Below are 16,801 nucleotides of genomic sequence, written 5' to 3'. Positions count from 1 at the left end.
GTCATCACCCAGATTCCGCCATAGCTCGATCTTCGTGTCCTCGAACGATATGGGCCGGCGCTCCACCGTCTGGCTTGCCGGCGTGCTGGTGCTGCTGGCGATGTGGATGTACTTCGCGCTGAAGCTCTTGCTGCTGATCTGATCGCGCACGATCCGGAAAAGTGGATCCCGGTTTTCCGATGAGATCATGCGCTAAACTGAAAGATTTAAATGACCCCCGCTGCCCGGCTGTCCGCAGCCATCGAACTGATCGACACCATCGAGAGGGACCGCGTGCCCGCGGCCAAGGCGCTGAAGGAGTGGGGCACCGCGCACCGCTTCGCCGGCTCGGGCGACCGTGCCGCGATCGCCGGTCTCGTCTGGGACGTGCTGCGCCGCTACGCTTCGAGCGCGTTCCTGATGGATTCCGATACCGCGCGGGCGCGCCTGATCGGCATGCTCCGCCTCGAGCGCAATATGGACACGACCACCATGGCCGCGATGTTCGACGGCAGCCGGTTTGCGCCGGCGCCGCTGACCGAGGCCGAGCAGGCCGCGCTCGCCTCGCGCTCTCTCAAGGACGCGCCTGCCGCCGTGGCCGGCGACTATCCCGAATGGCTGGATCCGTACCTTGAAAAAGTCTTCGGCGATGACCGCGCGGCGGAAGCGGCCGCGATGGCGAGCCGGGCGCCGCTCGATTTGCGCGTCAACACGCTAAAGTCCAATCGCGACAAGGTGCTGCGTGCACTTGCTCATCTTCATGCGAAACCGACGCCGTGGTCGGCAACGGGCCTGCGCATCGAGCTTTCGGCCGATGCGCGCAACCCGGGCATCCAGGCGGAAGAGGATTTCATCAAGGGCGCCATTGAAGTGCAGGATGAAGGATCGCAGCTTGCGGCCCAGCTTACCGCGGCAAAACCCGGCGAGCAGGTGATCGATCTCTGCGCCGGTGCCGGCGGCAAGACACTGGCGCTCGCGGCCATGATGCAGGGCAAGGGACGGCTGATCGCGACCGACAGCGACAAGCGCCAGCTCGCCCCGATCCATGAGCGGCTGTCGCGCGCCGGCGTCCACAATGCCGACGTTCGCACGCCCAAGGGCGAGGCCGATCCGGTGGCAGACATTCGCGCCTCGGCCGACCTCGTCGTGATCGACGCCCCTTGCACGGGGACCGGCACCTGGCGCCGCAACCCCGATGCCAAATGGCGCATGCGCCCGGGCGCGCTGGAGATCCGCCTGCGCGACCAGGCCGAGGTGCTCTCGCGCGCGGTGCCGCTGGTGAAGCCAGGTGGCCGCATCGCCTACATCACCTGCTCGGTGCTGGCGGAGGAGAACGGCGAGCAGGTGAGGGCGTTCGTCGCGCGCCATCCCGAGTTCGGCGTGGTGCCGCCCGAGCAGACCGCGAGCGTGCTCTGGGACAAGGCGGAAGCTTTTGGCGAGGCCGCGCTCCGGTCGCCGGAGGGCTGGCTGATGACACCGCGACGGACCGGGACGGACGGGTTTTTCGTCTCGGTGCTGCGGAAGACGGCCTGATCAAGGCCGTCATTCCGGGGCAAACAAGAGCCCCGCGGACCGGATCCCGGTCGCGGGGCTTTCTAACTCTGGCGTTCTGCCGGTACGTCCGTGGTCAGAACGCTGCGCGGGCGTTAGCCGACGCGGAGATTGTCAGCCGAGGACTTGCCGCTGCGGCGGTCGGCGACGATGTCGAACGAGACCTTCTGGCCCTCGTTGAGGGTCGAAAGGCCGGCGCGCTCGACCGCGCTGATGTGCACGAACACGTCCTTCTGGCCGTCGTCCGGCTGGATGAAACCATAACCCTTTTGGGTGTTGAACCACTTCACGGTGCCCATAGCCATGGGAATTTCCTTTGTTAGAGAGGGTACGCACGCGGACCGGTACGCGTCGCTGCGCCCTTGATCCTGTTCAGTCGATTTTTGGAGAAGTCATCTGAAGCGTGCGCGCCCGTCTGTAACGAAGCGAAGCGGCCCAGTCGTTCGGCCAAGTATCGATGATCACAATATAGCGAGAATTTGGGGCCACTTCAAGGCACCACGCGTGGCTCGGGATGTCGCTCCTCTTTGCTATTTTGCGCTGCAATGAACCGCCCCCCAGGCGCATCAGTCCACGATGAAGAGCGTGGCGCCGGTGGCCGTCGAGGACCGGTGCGCCGCGTCGCCGAAATCCGAGACCTGGTAGCTCATGCCTGCCGTCAGCTTGAATTTCCGCCCGTCGCGCAGCTCGGAGTCGAGCTCGCCCTTCAGCACGTACAGCACGTGGCCGCGAAAGCACCAATGATCGGCGAGATAGCCCGGCGAATATTCCACCATCCGCACCCGGAGATCGCCGATATTGAGCGTGCGCCACTTGGCCTCACCGCTCTCGCCGGGATGCGTGGTCGCCTCGATCCGGCTCCAGTCGGTGACGGTAAAGGGGGAGGTGGGGAGTTTCATGGTAGGATCCTGCCTTGATGCGGTGCATCGCTTGTTAGCCGATGCCGATTTTCGGGTCGTGCACGTTTACCTGGGCGGCGAGGGCGTCAGCGCACAGCCGGCCGCCTCTTGCATCCTGCTCGCATTGATGACCCAGACCAGCAGAGCGGCGGCGCTGATGCCGGAACCCAGCATGCAAACGCCGCTCCACCCCATCATCGCGTACACCAAGGTCGCCGCGATTCCGCCAGCCGCGCTGCCGATCGAGTAGAACACCATGTAGCCGCCGACCAGCCTGCTCGCTGCGTCGGGACGCGCGGCGACAATCAGGCTCTGGCTGGTCACATGCACGGCCTGCAGCCCGAGATCCAGCATGATCACGCCTGCGACGACGAACCAGAGCGAGACATGCAGGCAGGCGATCGCGCCCCAGGCGGCGAGCATCAGCATCAGCGACAGTCCGGTGGTGCGTTGGGCCCAGCCGAGGTCGGCGAGACGGCCGGCATTGCGCGCGCCGAGTGCTCCGGCGAAGCCGGCCACCCCGAGCAGTCCAATCGTCGTGTGCGACAGCACGAAAGGGGGCGCCGAAAGCGGCAGTACGATCGAGGTCCAGAACACGTTGAGATCGGCAAAGATCAGGAACGCAAACAAAGCGCGCTCGCGCAGGATCGGCTCCTCGACGAACAGCGCCGCCGTCGAGCGCAACAGCGACAGATACGAGGAGCCCGCCATTGCCGCGTACGGACCGCGGGGCAGGACGCGCAACAGCAGGACGGCCATGGCCAGCATGAGGCCGGCCGAAACCAGGTAGACCGTGCGCCAGCCGCCGATATCGGCCAGCGCGCCCGAGGCGAAACGCGCGAGCAGGATTCCCCCGACGCCGCCGCTGGTCACCGTCCCGATGGCGCGGCCCCGGCCGTCCGGTGTTGCGAGCGTTGCGGCAAAGGCGACCAGGATTTGCACGACGACGGCAAGCACGCCGACCAGCGTCAGTCCCGCGAGCAGGACCGCGGCGTGCGATGCGGTGCCGACGATCACGAGTCCGGTCGCTGAGCGATCCCAGAGGTCGCCGAGCGGCACGATCAGGATCAGGCCGAACGCGTAGCCGATCTGCGTGAAGGTCACGACCATTCCGATCGCTGCGGGAGCGATGCCGAGGTCCTGGGCCATCGCGTCGAGCAGTGGCTGGGCGAAGTAGATGTTGGCGACGCTGAGGCCGCAAGCCAGCGCGAGCAGCAGCGCCATCGCGGAAGAAAGCCCGTGCCCGGCCGGCCCGGCACTGGTCTTCGGGTTGCTGCTTCTGGCGAGGTCATTGCTCGTCATCAGTCATCTCCGGTACGGTCTTATCTAGTCTTATAATAGGACCAGTTGCGCGCGGCGCTGTCTAGTCTTATTTTAGAACCAGATTGGAGCGAGAGCATGAAGCGGACAGGTTTTTCCGAGGCCGACTGCCCGGTGGCGCGCGCGCTCGATGCAATCGGAGACTGGTGGTCGCTCCTGATCGTGCGCGATGCTTTCGACGGGCTGCGCCGGTTCGGCGATTTCCAGAAGAACCTCGGCATTGCCAAGGGCATGCTCAGCACGCGCCTGCGCAAGCTGGTCGAGCTCGACGTGCTCGAACTGGTCCCGGCTGCCGACGGCAGCGCGTATCAGGAATACGCGCTGACGAGGCGGGGACGCGACTTGTTTCCTGTCATCGTCGGTTTGCGCCAATGGGGCGAGGCGCATCTCTATGCGCGCGGCGAGGCGCATTCCGACCTGGTAGACCAGACAGGCCAGCCGGTTGGGCAGCTGGTGCTGCCGTCGCGAACCGGCCGGCCGCTGACGTGGTCCGACACGAAGGTGCGAAAGGTCGGCGCGCGCAAGCGCTGATGGCGCGGCGCAGACGCATCAATGGGGCAAATGATTCGCCGAGCCCTGCACGATCAGCCCGGTCTCGTTCACCCGCAGGTACTCGCAGATCTTCTTCCCCCGCTCGTTTTCGTAGAACACCACCACGCTGTCCGGACTGACGAACAGATCGATCAGCGAAAAGTGCAGCTCCGGCAGCAGCCCCAGCGCCTTGCCCCAATAGGCGCGCAAGCTGTCCTTGCCGCGCACGGTGCCGCTGGGGTCGAACCCCATCGCGGGGATGCGGTCCGAGGTCATCACGGCCGCCTCGTCATAGAGCGCAAGCACGCGCTCGAGATCGCCAGTATTCCAGGCCTCGACCCAGGTCCGGCCGAGCGCGGCAAGCATTGATGGCTGATGGTGCTGTGACATGGCATTCTCCCTGATCGACCCTTTTCAGAGCGGGTCAATAATGGGTCAATATTACTGACCTATATCCGCTTGTCCATGCCCAAAGAAGCATGTGGGCGCGCAGCGTGCGCGGTTGCGGCCCGGGCCGGGCCAGCGTATCTGCTGGCCATGACAGCAGCACAGAACGACCGCTCCGCGTCGACGCCCTCGGTGGCCTCGGCGCACGACAAGATTCTCATCGTCGACTTCGGCAGCCAGGTAACGCAGCTGATCGCGCGCCGCGTCCGCGAGGACGGCGTCTATTGCGAGATCGTCCCGTTCAACAAGGCCGAAGAGGCCTTCAAGGAGATGAAGCCGAAGGCGGTGATCCTCTCCGGCGGGCCAGAGTCGGTGCACGAGGCCGGCTCGCCCCGCGCGCCGCAATTGATCTTCGCCTCCGGCGTGCCCGTGATGGGCATCTGCTACGGCCAGATGACCATGGCCGCGCAGCTCGGCGGCGAGGTCGAGGGCGGCCATCACCGCGAATTCGGCCGCGCCGACGTCGAGGTCAAGGCCGAGAGCAAGCTGTTCGAGGACGTCTGGTCATCAGGCAGCAAGAACCAGGTCTGGATGAGCCATGGCGACCGCATCACCAGGATGCCGCCGGGCTTCTCCGTCGCCGGCACCTCGCCGAACGCGCCTTTCGCGATCATCCAGGACGAGACGCGCAAATATTACGGCCTGATGTTCCACCCCGAAGTGGTGCACACGCCCGACGGCGCAAAACTCATCCGCAACTTCGTGCGCAAGATCGCCGGCCTCACCGGCGACTGGACCATGCGCGCCTTCCGCGAGGAGGAGATCGCCAAGATCCGCGCGCAGGTCGGCAAGGGCAGGGTGATCTGCGGCCTGTCCGGCGGCGTCGATTCCGCGGTCGCGGCCGTGCTGATTCACGAGGCGATCGGCGACCAGCTCACCTGCGTCTTCGTCGATCACGGATTGATGCGCCTCAACGAGGCCGAGCAGGTCGTCGACCTGTTCCGCCACCACTACAACATCCCGCTCGTGCACGTGGACGCCTCCAGGCAGTTCCTCGGCGAGCTCGAAGGCGTCACTGATCCCGAACAGAAGCGCAAGACCATCGGCCGCCTCTTCATCGAGGTGTTCGAGGCTGAGGCCAAGAAGATCGGCGGCGCCGACTTCCTGGCGCAAGGCACGCTCTATCCCGACGTGATTGAGAGCGTCTCCTTCACCGGCGGACCGTCCGTCACCATCAAGTCGCACCACAATGTCGGCGGCCTGCCTGAGCGCATGAACATGAAGCTCGTCGAGCCACTGCGCGAGCTGTTCAAGGACGAGGTGCGCAAGCTCGGCCGTGAGCTGGGCCTTCCCGAAATCTTCGTCGGCCGCCACCCGTTCCCGGGCCCCGGCCTCGCCATCCGCTGCCCCGGCGAGATCACCAAGGACAAGCTCGACATCCTGCGCAAGGCGGACGCCGTCTACATCGACCAGATCAGGAAGCACGGCCTCTACGACGAGATCTGGCAGGCCTTCGCCGTGCTGCTCCCGGTCAAGACCGTCGGCGTCATGGGCGACGGCCGCACCTACGACTACGTCGTCGGCCTGCGCGCCGTCACCTCCACCGACGGCATGACCGCGGACTTCTACCAGTTCGACATGAAGTTTCTGGGCGAGACCGCCACGCGCATCATCAACGAGGTGAAGGGCGTGAACCGGGTGGTGTACGACGTGACCAGCAAGCCGCCGGGGACGATTGAGTGGGAGTGACGGATCGCAGTGGCGGATAAACGGGGATAGAGCAGCGTATAATCAGCGACTGAGGCGTATCGATAGTAGAGCTGGCCCCGCAAATTCGGACAGTAGCTTGAGTGGATTTTCTGCCTGACAGCGGCGAGGATTCTTGCTGCGAATCAGGAGCGAAGATGACGAAGAAGAGCCGCCGGACGAATTCTCCGGCATTCAAGGCGAAGGTTGCTTTGGCTGCGGTCAAAGGCGACAAGACACTGGCGGAGCTGGCGCAACTGTTTGATGTTCATCCGAACCAGATCACGATCTGGAAAAACCAGCTCCTGGAAGGCGCCGCCGGCGTGTTTGGGCATGACAAGACATCGGCCGAGACGCCGGTCGATTTGAAGGCGTTACATGCCAAGATCGGCGAGCTGGCGTTGGAAAACGATTTTTTGTCCGGCGCGCTCACCAAGGCGGGCCTGCTGAGCGCAAAGCGATGATCGACCGCGGTCATGATCTTTCTATCGTGCGCCAGGCGAAGGTCCTGAAGCTGGCTCGCAGCACGGTCTACTATGAACCTCGGCCAGTTTCGGCCGAGGACCTTGCCTTGATGCGTCGGCTCGATGAGCTGCATCTCGATTATCCCTTCGCGGGAGCGCGTATGCTGCGATCGTTGCTGCGGCGGGAGGGCGTATACGCCGGTCGCCGCCACATCGCGACGCTGATGAAGCGCATGGGGATCGAGGCGGTCTATCGTCGCCCGAACACGAGCAAGCCGGCTCCGGGTCACAAGATCTACCCGTACCTGTTGCGCGGATTGAAGATCGAGCGGCCCGACCATGCGTGGGCAATGGACATCACCTACATTCCGATGCGGCGTGGCTTCGTCTATCTCGCGGCGGTCGTCGATGTGTTCAGCCGACGGGTCCTGGCCCATCGCGTCTCGATCACAATGGAGGCGGCCTTCTGCGTCGAAGCGGTCCAGGAGGCGTTGGCGAAGCACGGCAGGCCCGAGATTTTCAACACGGATCAGGGCAGCCAGTTCACCAGCCTCGAGTTCACCGATGTGCTGCTGGACGCGAAGATCGCCATCAGCATGGACGGCAAGGGCGCCTGGCGCGACAACGTGTTTGTCGAGCGGCTCTGGCGCACGGTCAAATACGAAGAAGTATATCTCCGCGCCTACGACAGCGTGTCCGAGGCGCGAGCGTCAATTGCCAAGTATCTGGCCTTCTACAATCAGGGACGCCCTCACTCGAGCCTTGACGGGCGCACGCCCGACGAGGCTTACTTCGGCACGCAAGCTATGGTGATGGCCGCATGACCGTCGCCGACGGTTTTGTCGTCGCTCTGGTCGGGCTACGCCCTCCCGACGCAACGACAAAACCGTAAAGCCCCGCGTTCAGCATAACCCGGCAGGAATCCACTTAAATCCAGCGGGGCGCTGTCCAAACAACCGGGGCCAGCTCTACCGGCTGGTCGGTGACGGGCATCTCCAGCGCAATGACGATCGGCTTTCTGGCGATGGCCTTCACCAGCATGGCCTGGGGCACGGCGACGGACAGGTTCGGGCCGCTGCCGGTGGTGCTGACGGGATCGATCGTGCTGGCGCTCAGCCTGTTCGCGGCGAGCCACGCGACCTCGCTCCTCGTGTTCCAGGTCGTATTCGGCCTCCTGGTCGGCGCCTCCTGTGCGGCGATCTTCGCGCCGATGATGGCGACCGTCACCGGCTGGTTCGACACAAATCGCAGCCTCGCGGTGTCGCTGGTTTCCGCCGGCATGGGCATGGCGCCGATGACGATGTCGCCGCTGGCGGCCTGGCTCGTCTCCGGCCACGACTGGCGCACCTCGATGCAGATCGTCGCGCTGGTGGTCGGCGCCATCATGATCCCGGTCTCGTTCCTGGTTCGCCGTCCGCCGGCGCTGGAGCATGCCGCGGCCGCACCGGCGGGCGAGGGTGCTGCGCAAGGCGAGATGTCGATGGGCGAGGCGCTGCGCTCGCCGCAATTCCTCATCTTGCTCGCCACCAACTTCTTCTGCTGCGCGACCCATTCCGGCCCGATCATCCACACCGTCAGCTATGCGGTGAGCTGCGGCATCCCGCTGGTCGCGGCGGTGACGATCTACAGCATCGAAGGGTTTGCCGGCCTCGGCGGGCGCATCGCCTTCGGCCTGATGGGCGACCGCTTCGGCGCCAAGCGCGTGCTGGTCTCGGGCCTGCTGCTGCAGGCGTTCGGCGCGCTCGCCTATGTCTTCGCGCACCAGCTCACGACGTTCTATGCGGTCGGCGCCATCTTCGGCTTCATCTACGCCGGCACCATGCCGCTCTACGCCGTGCTCATCCGCGAGAACTTCCCGCTCAAGATGATGGGCACGGTGATCGGCGGCACCGCGATGGCCGGCAGCCTCGGCATGGCAACCGGCCCGCTTGCCGGCGGTCTGATCTATGACGCCTTCTCGAGCTATGCCTGGCTCTATATCGCCTCCTGGGCGATGGGCCTGGGTGCCTTCCTGATGGCGATGACGTTCCGCCCCTTCGCAAAGCCGCAAGGGGAGGTGGCGCCGGCGGCGGCGTGAGCTCCTGATCGAGGCGCGGCGTCAGAGCTGCGCCTCGATCGCGGCCTTGTCGATCACCGACCAGACCTGCCGGATCTTTCGGTCTTGAAATTCGTAGAACACGTTCTCGCAAAAGGACACGCGCCTTCCGTTGACCGCAAGACCCAGGAATGCCCCGGCTGGCGTGCAATCAAACCTCAATCGGGCGGCGATGCGGGGAGGATCGGAGATCAGCATCTCGACGTGGAACTGCAGATCCGGGATCTCCCGAACGTCCCGTTCCAGCATCGCGCGATAACCGGCCAGCCCAAGGGGCCGCGCGTTGTGGACGACCTTCTCATGCACGAAATGTCCGAGGGCCGGCCAGTCCCGCCGGTTCAGGCAGGCGATGTAGTCTCTGTAGATGGCGGCAAGGTCGTCTCTCGTCATGGCAAAGCTCCAGCGGCTTCGATCACAACGCACGAGGATCGCGAACCGGTCCAGCTCAGAGGCGCTTCTCGAAGAACAGGTCCGGATAGGGATCGTCGTTGAAGCGAGGGATCTCGCGCCAGCCCGTGCTGCGATAGAGCTGACCGGCTTCGGGCAGCGCGCTGTTGGTGTCGAGCCGCAGCAGCGTGATGCCGAGTTCCCGCGCCGCGCTCTCGGCCACATCCATCAGGCGCCGGCCGAGCCGCAATCCGCGCGCGGCAGGCGCCACCCACAGCCGCTTGATCTCGGCATAGCCGTGATCGGTTCCCTTCAAGCCGACGCAGCCGATCGGCAGCCTGTCCGACATCGCGACGATGAAGGTGCCGCGCGGACGGCGCATGTCCTCGGCGTCAGGGTCGCGCGACAGCGAGACGTCGAAGCCTTGGCTGAAGCGGCGGCCGAGCTCGGCGTAGTACTCGCCGAGGCAGTAGCGCGCTTCCTTGCATCGCGGATCCATCTCGTCCAGCGCGACCCGCTCGCGCGTCAGTGCGGAGGCGATCAGATCCATCGCCGCCAGCAGCGCCTCGCGCTGCGAATGTTGCGCGAGGAAGCCTTCCGCCTGCGCGTTCGACAGCGCCTCGTAGGCCGCGAACTCGCGACGGCCCGCCCGCGTCAGCTTTGCCATGCGCCGGCGCGCATCGTCTTCGCGCGCGGTGGTCTCGATCAGCCCTTCGTCCTCGAGGCTGCGGAGCAGCCGGCTCATCAACCCGGAATCGAGACCAAGATAGTCGCGGATTTCCGCCACGTCCGAGCGCCCGTGCCCGATCGCATTGAGCACCCGCGCCGCGCCAAGCGGCCGGCTGCGCCCGAGGAACGAATTGTCGAGCGCACCGACGGCAGAAGTGACGGCCCGGTTGAAGCGGCGGACGCGGGAGACGGCATCGAGCATGATGTCTGACTTTAGTCAGATATCATGGTCTGTCAATCGCGCGAGAGCCGATCGAGCTTCCGGTAGCGCGCCTCTTTGTGAGTTGTTCCCGTGCCGCGAGCCGCTACCATGCGCCCGCGCGGGGAGTTTGGGTCTACAACAGGCGGAGGCGACATTGAGCGAGCGGGAACGCAAAGCGAAGGGATCGGACCTGTTCGTCGCGGCCCTGGAGAATGAGGGTGTCGATCGCATCTTCGGCATTCCCGGCGAAGAGAATCTCGATCTTGTCGAATCGCTGCGGGCGTCCAGGATCGAGCTGATCCTGACCCGCCACGAGCAGGCCGCGGCCTTCATGGCTGCCACGCATGGGCGTCTGACCGGCAAGCCCGGCGTTTGTCTGTCGACGCTCGGCCCCGGTGCTCTCAACCTGTCGACGGGCGCCGCCTATGCGCATCTCGGTGCCATGCCGATGATCCTGATCACCGGCCAGAAGCCGATCATGAGCAGCCGGCAGGCCCGCTTCCAGATCGTGGACGTGGTGGCGACCATGAAGCCGCTGACCAAGCTGTCGCGGCAGATCGTCAGCGCCTCCAGCATCCCGACCGTGGTGCGCGACGCCTTCCGCGTCGCGATGGAGGAGCGGCCCGGGCCGGTGCACCTCGAGCTGCCCGAAGACGTTGCCGGCGACGAAGTGCCCGGCGTTCCCGTGGTCCCCGTCCATCCGATCGAAATCCCCGTCGCCCATCGCGCCGCGCTCGACCGCGCCGCCGAGATGATCATGGCCGCACGGCGCCCGCTGGTGATGATGGGAGCGGCGACCAGCCGGCCGCGGTCGACACACGGCATCGCAAGCTTCGTGCGGCGGACCGGCATTCCGTTCTTCACGACGCAGATGGGGAAGGGGACCGTGCCCGGCGGCACCAATCTCTATATGGGGACCGCCGCGCTGTCGGAACGCGACTACGTCCATGACGCGATCGATGCCGCCGATTTGATCGTCGCGATCGGCCACGATCCGATCGAGAAACCGCCCTTCATCATGGGCCCCTCGGGCCCGAAGGTCATTCACGTCAGCTACACGCCGGCGAGCGTCGAGCAGGTCTATTTCCCCGATGCCGAGGTCGTCGGGGACGTCGGCCCGAGCCTGGAACTGCTGGCGGATCGGCTCGAAGGCAAGCTGCCGCAGGCCGCGGCGCTGCTGCCACTGCGGGAAGAGATCCTGAATCACATCGCCGACCGGGCCACCGAGGCGCGTTGGCCGCCGACGCCGCAGCGCATCGTGCACGACATCCGCCAGGTGATCCCCGAGAACGGCATCGTCGCGCTCGACAACGGCATGTACAAGATCTGGTTTGCGCGCAACTACCGCACCCGCGTCGCCAACACGCTGCTGCTCGACAATGCGCTGGCGACCATGGGCGCCGGCCTGCCGTCGGCGATGATGGCTGCGATGCTCTATCCCGACCGCCGCGTGCTTGCGGTTGCCGGCGACGGCGGCTTCATGATGAACAGCCAGGAGATGGAGACGGCGGTCCGCCTCAAGCTCAACCTGGTCGTGCTGGTGCTGGAGGACAACGCCTACGGCATGATCCGCTGGAAGCAGGCCGTCGATCACTTTGCCGATTACGGCATGACGTTTGGCAATCCGGATTTTGCACTGTACGCCAAGGCTTATGGCGCCAAGGGTCATCGCATCGCGACCATCGACAGCTTCGGCCCGACGCTCGATGCCGCCTTCAGGGAGGGCGGCGTGCATCTGGTCTCGATTCCGGTCGATTACTCGGAGAACGTGCGCGTGCTGGTGGACGAGCTGCGCGCTCACGAGAAGGCGAAGGCGTGATTGAACGGCGAGACTGTTCCCACATCGTCATTGCGGGCGCAGCGACGCAATCCAGAGTCTTTCCGCAGAGGCAATCTGGATTGCTTCGTCGCTTCGCTCCTCGCAATGACGGAGTATGCCGATCAACGCGAAATGCGATAACGATTTGCGTCAATGCAACCAACCACAGGAATATGAAATGACCCGCGTTCGTTGTGTCACCGAGATGGGCATGGGTGTCGACGTCCACGGCAGGGACGCCACCAAGGCGGCCAAGCGTGCCGTGTCAGATGCCATCAGGCATTCGAGCCTCGGCTTCTTCCGGATGATCGGCAAGACCGCAAACGACATGTTCGTCGATGTCACGATCGGGGTGCCCAACCCCGAGGCGGTGGACAAGGAAGCCGTTGCCAGGGAGCTGCCTTACGGCACCGTGACCGTCACCGCGGTCAAGGGCGGGCTTGAGATTCCCTCGGCCACGGAAGTGGCCAACGATCCCATCCTCATAGCCAATGCCGCCGTCATCGTCAGCTTCGACAAGGACTAGGCCGATGTCGGCGAGCAATGAGGCGCTGCTGGATCGCCCGATCTGGAGCGCGTTGACGACGAGCCACAAGCATCTGGCCGAGGGCGGCCCGCGGGCTCTGCGCTATCCCGTGGACATGACGCCGTTTGCCGATATGGTCGACATGTCCGCGGCAAGTTTTGCGGCGCTCGGCGATCTCATGTCGGGCTCGCAAATCGCGGTGCTGTTCACGCCCGAGCCGGTCGAAATTCCCGCCGCCTTCAAGGTGCTGCTCGCCGAGCCCGGCGAGCAGATCATCGGCTCGCCCGCCGACACTTCGCTGCGCGATGCCGAGATCGTCCGCCTGGGCGCGGCCGATGTTCCCGCCATGATGGCGCTGACCGAGCTGACCAAGCCCGGGCCGTTCGCGGCGCGGACGCACGAGCTCGGCACCTTCCTCGGCATCCGCGCTCGCGGCGAGCTCGTCGCCATGGCCGGCGAGCGGATGAAGCCGGGTCATTTCACCGAGATGACGGCGGTCTGCGTGCATCCGGATCATCGCGGTCGCGGTTACGCGCAGGCGTTGCTCGCCGCCATCGCGCGCCGGATCGAGGCGCGCGGCGAGATTCCGTTCCTGCATGTGTTTTCCCACAATACGTCCGCGATTGCGCTGTACCAACGGCAGGGCATGCGGATTCGGCGTCGCCTGCACGTCACAGTGCTGATGAAACAGGGATGAGCTGCGCGGCGGGCTTCATATCCCGGCAAATCGCGCTATATCGATGCCAACCACAATTGGGGGGAGCACATGGACGCCAGAACGCCTGATTTTTCCGCCGTACGGACGGCGATGCAGCGCTATGTCGATCAGGAGATCATTCCGGGCGCATCCTGGGTAGTTCTGCGCGGGCGAGAGGTGGTCGACCAGCAATGCGTCGGCTTTGCCGACCGTGAGGCGAACACGACGCTGCGGCCCGACCATATCTTCCGCGCGTTTTCCAACACCAAGATCTTCGTCACCTGCGCGATCATGCTGCTGGTGGAGGAAGGCCGCATCGGGCTCGATGATGCGATCGAGAAATTCCTGCCGCAGCTCGGCAGTCGCAAGGTGCTCAAGCAGGGTGCGGCAAGTCTGTCGGACGCCGAGCCGGCGAGGAGCCCGATCACGATCCGCCAGCTCCTGACCCATACCTCCGGCCTCAGCTACGGCATCTTCGATCCCGGCACGGTGCTGTTCAAAGGCTACAACGAGGCGCGCGTGCTCAATCCGCTGACGCCGCTCGCCGACATGGTCGACAGGCTGGCCGATCTGCCGCTGTCCTATCACCCTGGTACGGCCTGGGAATATTCGGTGGCGACGGACGTGCTCGGCCGTGTCGTGGAGGTCGTCTCCGGCCAGGCGCTCGATGTCTTTCTGAAGTTGCGCATCTTCGATCCCCTCGGCATGACCGATACGGGCTTCCACGTTCCGGAGGCGCAGCAAGGCAGGCTGGTTGCGCTCTACAACGGCGCGGATGTGCTCGATCCCATGAAGCCCGGCCTCACCCGGGCGGACCATCTGCCTTATCCGCAGGCCTATCGGCGGCAATTGCCGCGGCTGTCGGGCGGTGGCGGTCTGGTCTCGACCTTACCCGATATGCTGGCGCTGGTCCGCGCGCTGCTGCCCGGTTCGGACACGCTGCTGAAGCCGGACACGCTGCGGCAGATGATGACGAACCAACTGCCCGGAGGCCAGACCATCCGCTTCGCCAATCTCGGCCCGATCCCCGGCAAGGGGTTCGGCCTCGGCGGCGCCGTCACCTTCGCGCCGACACCGTTCGATCCGCCGAACTCGATCGGCGAATTCCAGTGGGGCGGCCTTGCCGGCACCCATTGGTGGATTTGCCCTGAGGGCAATACCGCCGGCGTGCTGATGGCCCAGCGCTACATGGGCTTCTGGAATCCGTTCTTCTTCGAGTTCAAGCGCCTGGCCTATCAGGCGGTCGGCGCGGGCTGACGCGAAGCGCGGCTTCGCTTCGCGTCCTCCGAACGGGCGGCCGGCGCCCGTGCACGGTCGAGTGGAGCGAGGCCCCGGGCTTCCGAACTGTCGACGCCTTCAGGATGACCGTGTCGTCGCCCATCGAGCCGCCGGGGAGAGCGCGGGACACGTGCCCGCAACTTGCGGACGTCAAGCGACGCGCACGCGGAAGCTGCATTGACGAGCGAACGACGTGCCAAACTATCTCGGCCTCGACGGATTTCGCTTCGGCTGGGTCGCTGCCTGGATCGATGCGCGCGGCAATCACGGCTTCGACTATTCACCTGGCCTGACGCGCCTGCTCGCGATGCCGCACGCGCGTGCGATGATCGACATGCCGATCGGATTGAATCCGAGCGGCTATCGCGCCTGCGATCTGCGCGCGCGCGAACTGATCGGCCCCGCCGTGTTTCTCGGCGCGCGTCGCGACCTCTGGAGATTTCCTGATATGGCGGCGGCCAATCGTCATTACTGGAAGCATGAAGGCAAGGGCAAGGGTGTGTCGGCGCAGCTCTGGAATATCAGGGACAAGATCAAGGAGGTCGACGATGCCATGACGCCGGCGCGGCAGGCGACGATCGGCGAAGCGCATCCGGAATTGATCTTCTGGAATCTGGCCGGGCGCGTGCGGCTCGAGCCGAAGACCTCGCCGCGCGGCCGCGAGCAGCGCATCGCGCTGCTGAGAGACCGGGGCTTCACCAGGATCGAAAAATGGCTGACGCTTCGCCACGGCACCGGCATCGGTCGCGACGACCTCATCGATGCCTGCGCCTGCGCGGTCGCGGCACGCGACAGTACGCAACGTGTCGGCGGAGAGGAGATCGATCCGCGCGGATTGCGGATGGAGATCAATTTTTGAGGTCGATCGGCCCTCCCGAATCGCCTTTGTCCTCGAAGTGACTGCGACTATTGCGGCCCGGATTCGAGGAGACGCCTTCGTCGTCCAGTCTTGTTGCTCTCGCTTGGTACTCGTCGGCCATCGCTCGCAACCGCTGCGCGGCTTCGCTGTGAGCGAGATTGTTCGCGACGCGGCGACAGCGTTCAGCGTGATCGAGCAGGGCGCGTTTCTCGACGTTCATCCAGCGACAACGCTCGAGGGGGGACATCGGTCCCTCCGCGCGCTGCCGGAACAGCGCGACGTCTTCGCAGCAAAATCCGGGAAAAAATAGCAACATTTTCATGTCGCCCCGGAACGTGGCGCCGGAGCCGACGTTTTAGGCCATAGGCTGTCGAGGGACAAAATGCCATGTACGACGTGTGCCAATTGGCGACCGCGATGCTCGCGATCGCCTTTACGGCCCTGCTGTTGATCACGGGTGAACGGTTCATCGAGCATCGACTGCAGCATGAGGCAATGACCCCGATCGTGGTGATGGCGACGCTGCCGCCATAAGCGCAGGTTCGCCGGGACGAAGTGTGACTTGCGCCGCACGGCGCCTCGCCTAGATTGAGCACGCCCCAGTCCATGCACCAAAGGTCCCGATGTCCGATCTGTCCGCCTTTCCCATCACCAAACGTTGGCCGGCCAAACATCCCGAACTGCTCCAGCTTTATTCCTTGCCCACGCCGAACGGCGTCAAGGTCTCGATCATGCTGGAGGAGATCGGACTTCCCTACGAAGTCCACCTGGTCGATTTCGGCAAGGACGATCAGAAGACGCCGGAGTTTCTCTCGCTCAATCCGAACGGCAAGATCCCGGCGATCCTCGATCCCAACGGTCCCGGGAGCAGGCCGCTGCCGCTGTTCGAGTCCGGAGCGATCCTGCAATACCTCGCGGAGAAGTCCGGCAAGCTTCTGCCGGAGGACGCCGCGCGACGCTACCAGACCATCCAGTGGGTGCACTTTCAGATCGCGGCATCGGGCCGATGTTCGGCCAGGTCGGCTTCTTCCACAAATTCGCCGGCAAGGATTTCGAGGACAAGCGGCCGCTCGAGCGTTACGCCAATGAGTCCAAGCGCCTGCTCGGCGTGATGGAGACGCATCTTTCCGGCCGGCGGTGGTTCATGGATGACGACTACACGATCGCCGACATCTCCATGCTCGGCTGGGTGCGGAATCTCATCGGGTTCTACGGCGGCGGCGATCTGGTGGCGTTCAACCAGTTCAAGGCGGTCGGCGGCTGGCTCGAACGCGGGCTGGCTCGTCCGGCGGTGCAACGCGGGCTGAACATTCCGCAGCGGCCCTAGTCCTT

At 64.9% G+C, this 16,801-nt stretch carries 17 protein-coding genes and 2 pseudogenes; 12 read left to right on the top strand and 7 right to left on the bottom strand.

Translation table 11 applies throughout. The features are described from left to right. Positions 1-210 precede the first annotated feature (210 nt). Complete coding sequence (locus tag ABIF91_RS39465; RefSeq protein ID WP_028182250.1) at positions 211-1,512, top strand: RsmB/NOP family class I SAM-dependent RNA methyltransferase; 1,302 nt, start codon at positions 211-213, stop codon at positions 1,510-1,512. Positions 1,513-1,625: 113 nt separating this feature from the next. On the opposite strand, the gene ABIF91_RS39460 is transcribed toward ABIF91_RS39465, so the two are convergent. From ABIF91_RS39460 to ABIF91_RS39450, 3 genes are all read right to left on the bottom strand, one after another. Further along, on the bottom strand, positions 1,626-1,835 hold the full coding sequence (locus ABIF91_RS39460) for a cold-shock protein (protein ID WP_015686739.1): 210 nt from the start codon (positions 1,833-1,835) through the stop codon (positions 1,626-1,628). Positions 1,836-2,096: 261 nt separating this feature from the next. Further along, positions 2,097-2,429 carry a DHCW motif cupin fold protein gene (locus ABIF91_RS39455; protein ID WP_028182251.1) on the bottom strand — a complete coding sequence of 111 codons (333 nt, stop codon included), beginning with the start codon at positions 2,427-2,429 and terminating at the stop codon, positions 2,097-2,099. A 66-nt stretch (positions 2,430-2,495) separates the two neighbouring features. Beyond that, entirely contained in the window at positions 2,496-3,731 is a 1,236-nt protein-coding gene (locus ABIF91_RS39450; RefSeq protein ID WP_284282689.1) for an MFS transporter, read from the bottom strand. Between the two features lie 96 nt (positions 3,732-3,827). Between ABIF91_RS39450 and ABIF91_RS39445 the strand changes: the two genes are divergently transcribed. After that, on the top strand, positions 3,828-4,280 hold the full coding sequence (locus tag ABIF91_RS39445; protein WP_028182312.1) for a winged helix-turn-helix transcriptional regulator: 453 nt from the start codon (positions 3,828-3,830) through the stop codon (positions 4,278-4,280). A gap of 18 nt (positions 4,281-4,298) precedes the next feature. Here the strand turns inward: ABIF91_RS39445 and ABIF91_RS39440 are convergent, their stop codons facing one another. Further along, positions 4,299-4,670, bottom strand: coding sequence for a nuclear transport factor 2 family protein (locus tag ABIF91_RS39440; protein WP_028182313.1), 372 nt, complete (start codon positions 4,668-4,670; stop codon positions 4,299-4,301). A 147-nt stretch (positions 4,671-4,817) separates the two neighbouring features. Here ABIF91_RS39440 and guaA point away from each other — a divergent pair, with 147 nt between their 5' ends. The 3 genes and pseudogenes from guaA to ABIF91_RS39425 form a co-directional block, all read left to right on the top strand. After that, complete coding sequence (gene guaA, locus ABIF91_RS39435; RefSeq protein WP_028182314.1) at positions 4,818-6,416, top strand: glutamine-hydrolyzing GMP synthase; 1,599 nt, start codon at positions 4,818-4,820, stop codon at positions 6,414-6,416. A 155-nt stretch (positions 6,417-6,571) separates the two neighbouring features. Further along, positions 6,572-7,701, top strand: a protein-coding gene (locus tag ABIF91_RS39430) for an IS3-like element ISRj2 family transposase (RefSeq protein WP_424579855.1) whose coding sequence is annotated in 2 segments (ribosomal slippage) — positions 6,572-6,824 and positions 6,824-7,701 — 1,131 coding nt in all. Because the reading frame shifts where the segments join, the coding sequence is not laid out codon by codon here. 137 nt (positions 7,702-7,838) lie between these two features. Beyond that, positions 7,839-8,954, top strand: a pseudogene (locus ABIF91_RS39425) (MFS transporter); the annotation flags it as partial. Between the two features lie 21 nt (positions 8,955-8,975). On the opposite strand, the gene ABIF91_RS39420 reads toward ABIF91_RS39425, so the two are convergent. Together ABIF91_RS39420 and ABIF91_RS39415 are read right to left on the bottom strand one after the other, a co-directional pair. Beyond that, positions 8,976-9,362 (bottom strand): ester cyclase, encoded by a 387-nt coding sequence (locus tag ABIF91_RS39420; protein WP_028178013.1) that lies wholly within the window; start codon positions 9,360-9,362, stop codon positions 8,976-8,978. 55 nt (positions 9,363-9,417) lie between these two features. Further along, positions 9,418-10,290, bottom strand: a complete 873-nt coding sequence (locus ABIF91_RS39415) for a bifunctional helix-turn-helix transcriptional regulator/GNAT family N-acetyltransferase (RefSeq protein ID WP_028178014.1) — start codon at positions 10,288-10,290, stop codon at positions 9,418-9,420. Positions 10,291-10,444: 154 nt separating this feature from the next. Here ABIF91_RS39415 and ABIF91_RS39410 point away from each other — a divergent pair, with 154 nt between their 5' ends. The 5 genes from ABIF91_RS39410 (at position 10,445) to ABIF91_RS39390 (ending at position 15,469) form a co-directional block, all read left to right on the top strand. After that, entirely contained in the window at positions 10,445-12,109 is a 1,665-nt protein-coding gene (locus ABIF91_RS39410; protein WP_028178015.1) for an acetolactate synthase large subunit, read from the top strand. Positions 12,110-12,287: 178 nt separating this feature from the next. After that, positions 12,288-12,635 (top strand): Lin0512 family protein, encoded by a 348-nt coding sequence (locus ABIF91_RS39405; protein WP_028178016.1) that lies wholly within the window; start codon positions 12,288-12,290, stop codon positions 12,633-12,635. Between the two features lie 4 nt (positions 12,636-12,639). Beyond that, positions 12,640-13,332, top strand: a complete 693-nt coding sequence (locus tag ABIF91_RS39400; RefSeq protein ID WP_028178017.1) for a GNAT family N-acetyltransferase — start codon at positions 12,640-12,642, stop codon at positions 13,330-13,332. 69 nt (positions 13,333-13,401) lie between these two features. Further along, entirely contained in the window at positions 13,402-14,589 is a 1,188-nt protein-coding gene (locus ABIF91_RS39395; RefSeq protein ID WP_028178018.1) for a serine hydrolase domain-containing protein, read from the top strand. 214 nt (positions 14,590-14,803) lie between these two features. Next, a complete protein-coding gene (locus tag ABIF91_RS39390) occupies positions 14,804-15,469 on the top strand; it encodes a DUF429 domain-containing protein (RefSeq protein ID WP_028178019.1) in 666 nt (221 codons plus the stop codon). Here ABIF91_RS39390 and ABIF91_RS39385 read toward each other — a convergent pair. Beyond that, a complete protein-coding gene (locus tag ABIF91_RS39385) occupies positions 15,459-15,785 on the bottom strand; it encodes a hypothetical protein (RefSeq protein WP_155251823.1) in 327 nt (108 codons plus the stop codon). The two genes, ABIF91_RS39390 and ABIF91_RS39385, sit on opposite strands and share 11 nt — an antisense overlap. A gap of 71 nt (positions 15,786-15,856) precedes the next feature. Between ABIF91_RS39385 and ABIF91_RS39380 the strand changes: the two genes are divergently transcribed. Then, complete coding sequence (locus ABIF91_RS39380; RefSeq protein WP_162832004.1) at positions 15,857-16,003, top strand: hypothetical protein; 147 nt, start codon at positions 15,857-15,859, stop codon at positions 16,001-16,003. A gap of 89 nt (positions 16,004-16,092) precedes the next feature. Next, positions 16,093-16,796, top strand: a pseudogene (locus ABIF91_RS39375) (glutathione S-transferase family protein). The last annotated feature ends 5 nt before the right edge of the window (positions 16,797-16,801 follow it).

Origin of the sequence: Bradyrhizobium sp. USDA 241, assembly GCF_049739505.1 — a bacterium.
Taxonomy (GTDB): Bacteria; Pseudomonadota; Alphaproteobacteria; order Rhizobiales; family Xanthobacteraceae; genus Bradyrhizobium; species Bradyrhizobium liaoningense.
The sequence above is the reverse complement of the archived record's forward strand: the minus strand, read 5'-3'. Positions and strand labels throughout refer to the sequence as shown.